Source organism: Chryseobacterium sp. GW821-FHT04C04 (genome assembly GCF_059420365.1).
In genome coordinates this window covers 1-1430 of sequence record NZ_JBWKTO010000013.1, presented here as the reverse complement: position 1 = coordinate 1430, position 1430 = coordinate 1, and the positions used below count along the sequence as shown (strand labels likewise).

Genomic DNA, 1430 nt, shown 5'->3' with positions numbered 1-1430 from the left:
TAGAGTGCACCCAAAAGTTTAGACAAAATTAAATAATCTTTTGATAATAAAGAGTTCGATATTCTATCGGACTCTTTCCTTTTAAATTAAGTCTTATTCTGTCATTATTGTAATAGTTAATATATTGATGGATTTCTTCTTTTAATTCCTGTATTGACTTAAATTTCTTTAGATAAAACATTTCGGATTTTAGTGTTCCAAAGAAATTCTCTATTATGGCATTATCCAGACAATTTCCTTTTCGGGACATACTTTGGATAATTCCTTTTTGTTTTAAAATATTTTGATACGCTTTCATTTGATATTGCCACCCCTGGTCTGAGTGGAGAATTAGGTTTTGTATATTTTTTATTTTTCTAAAACTCTTTTTCAACATATTAATAATCTGTTCAAAGACAGGTCTTTCTGAGAGTTCATAACTTATGATCTCTCCGTTAAATAAGTCAATGATAGGAGACAGATATAATTTGTTCCCGGAAACATTGAATTCTGTAATATCAGTAGCCCATTTTTGGTTTGGATGGTGAGCTTTAAAGTTTCTTTCCAGAATATTGGGTGCTATTTTGCCTTGTTCTCCACGATAAGACTTATATTTTCTCACCCGAATTAAGCTTTTTAACCCTAAGTTTTTCATTAATCTTAAAACTGTTTTATGATTGATAATTACACCTTGCTTTTTTAGTTCTAGAGTAATTCTTCTATACCCAAACCTTCCTTTATGCTTTTGATAAATTAATTGTATTAAGCTTTTAATCTTATCATATTTGTCTTTTCTCTTACCACGAGCAAGATGATAATAAAAACTACTTTTTGCCACACCTGAACAAGTCAGTAATACTGCTAAGTTATAGTCTGGCCTTAACTCTTCGATGGCTTTTGCTTTTTGCTGGCTAGTGTTAAGGCGTCTAACTTTTTTAGATAAGCAATTTCAGTACGTAACCTTTCATTTTCAAGCAAAAGTTCTTCTTCTCTTGTCAATGTTTTATCCGATTTCCTTTTTCGATCTTTATTGTTGCTCATAATTTTAGGTCTTCCTCTGGGTTTATTTTCTAAACCTAAAATACCATTTTTCTCGTAATCATTTTGCCACTTCAAGACCGTAGACTGGGCAGAGATATCAAATCTGATACACGCTTCTCTTTGGGAGAGAAAATCTGTATCAATGGCTTTCAAAACTTTAAGCTTGAACTTTAAACTATAGATTTTATTTTTTCTGGGCTGAAGTCCAGAGATACCATATTTATTGTAAAAGCCAAGCCATTTACGAAGGTTAGATTCATTAAACCCTTTTTCTAATGCAATCGATGCTATTGAACGATGAGAACTTATATGAAGTTTTATACAGTTCAACTTAAAATCAATGCTAAATTTTTCTTTTTTATACATAAAAAATGCCCCTAAAAAGTGTCTAACTTTTTGGGGGCAGTCTA

The 1430-nt window shown here is 31.0% G+C and carries 2 protein-coding genes; both read right to left on the bottom strand.

The features are described from left to right. Positions 1–28: 28 nt before the first annotated feature. A complete protein-coding gene (locus tag AC07UM_RS23735; RefSeq protein ID WP_494685206.1) occupies positions 29–871 on the bottom strand; it encodes an IS3 family transposase in 843 nt (280 codons plus the stop codon). Next, positions 859–1430 (bottom strand): helix-turn-helix domain-containing protein (locus AC07UM_RS23730; protein ID WP_494685205.1); only part of this gene is annotated, 572 nt, incomplete at its 5' end. The genes AC07UM_RS23730 and AC07UM_RS23735, both read right to left, overlap by 13 nt.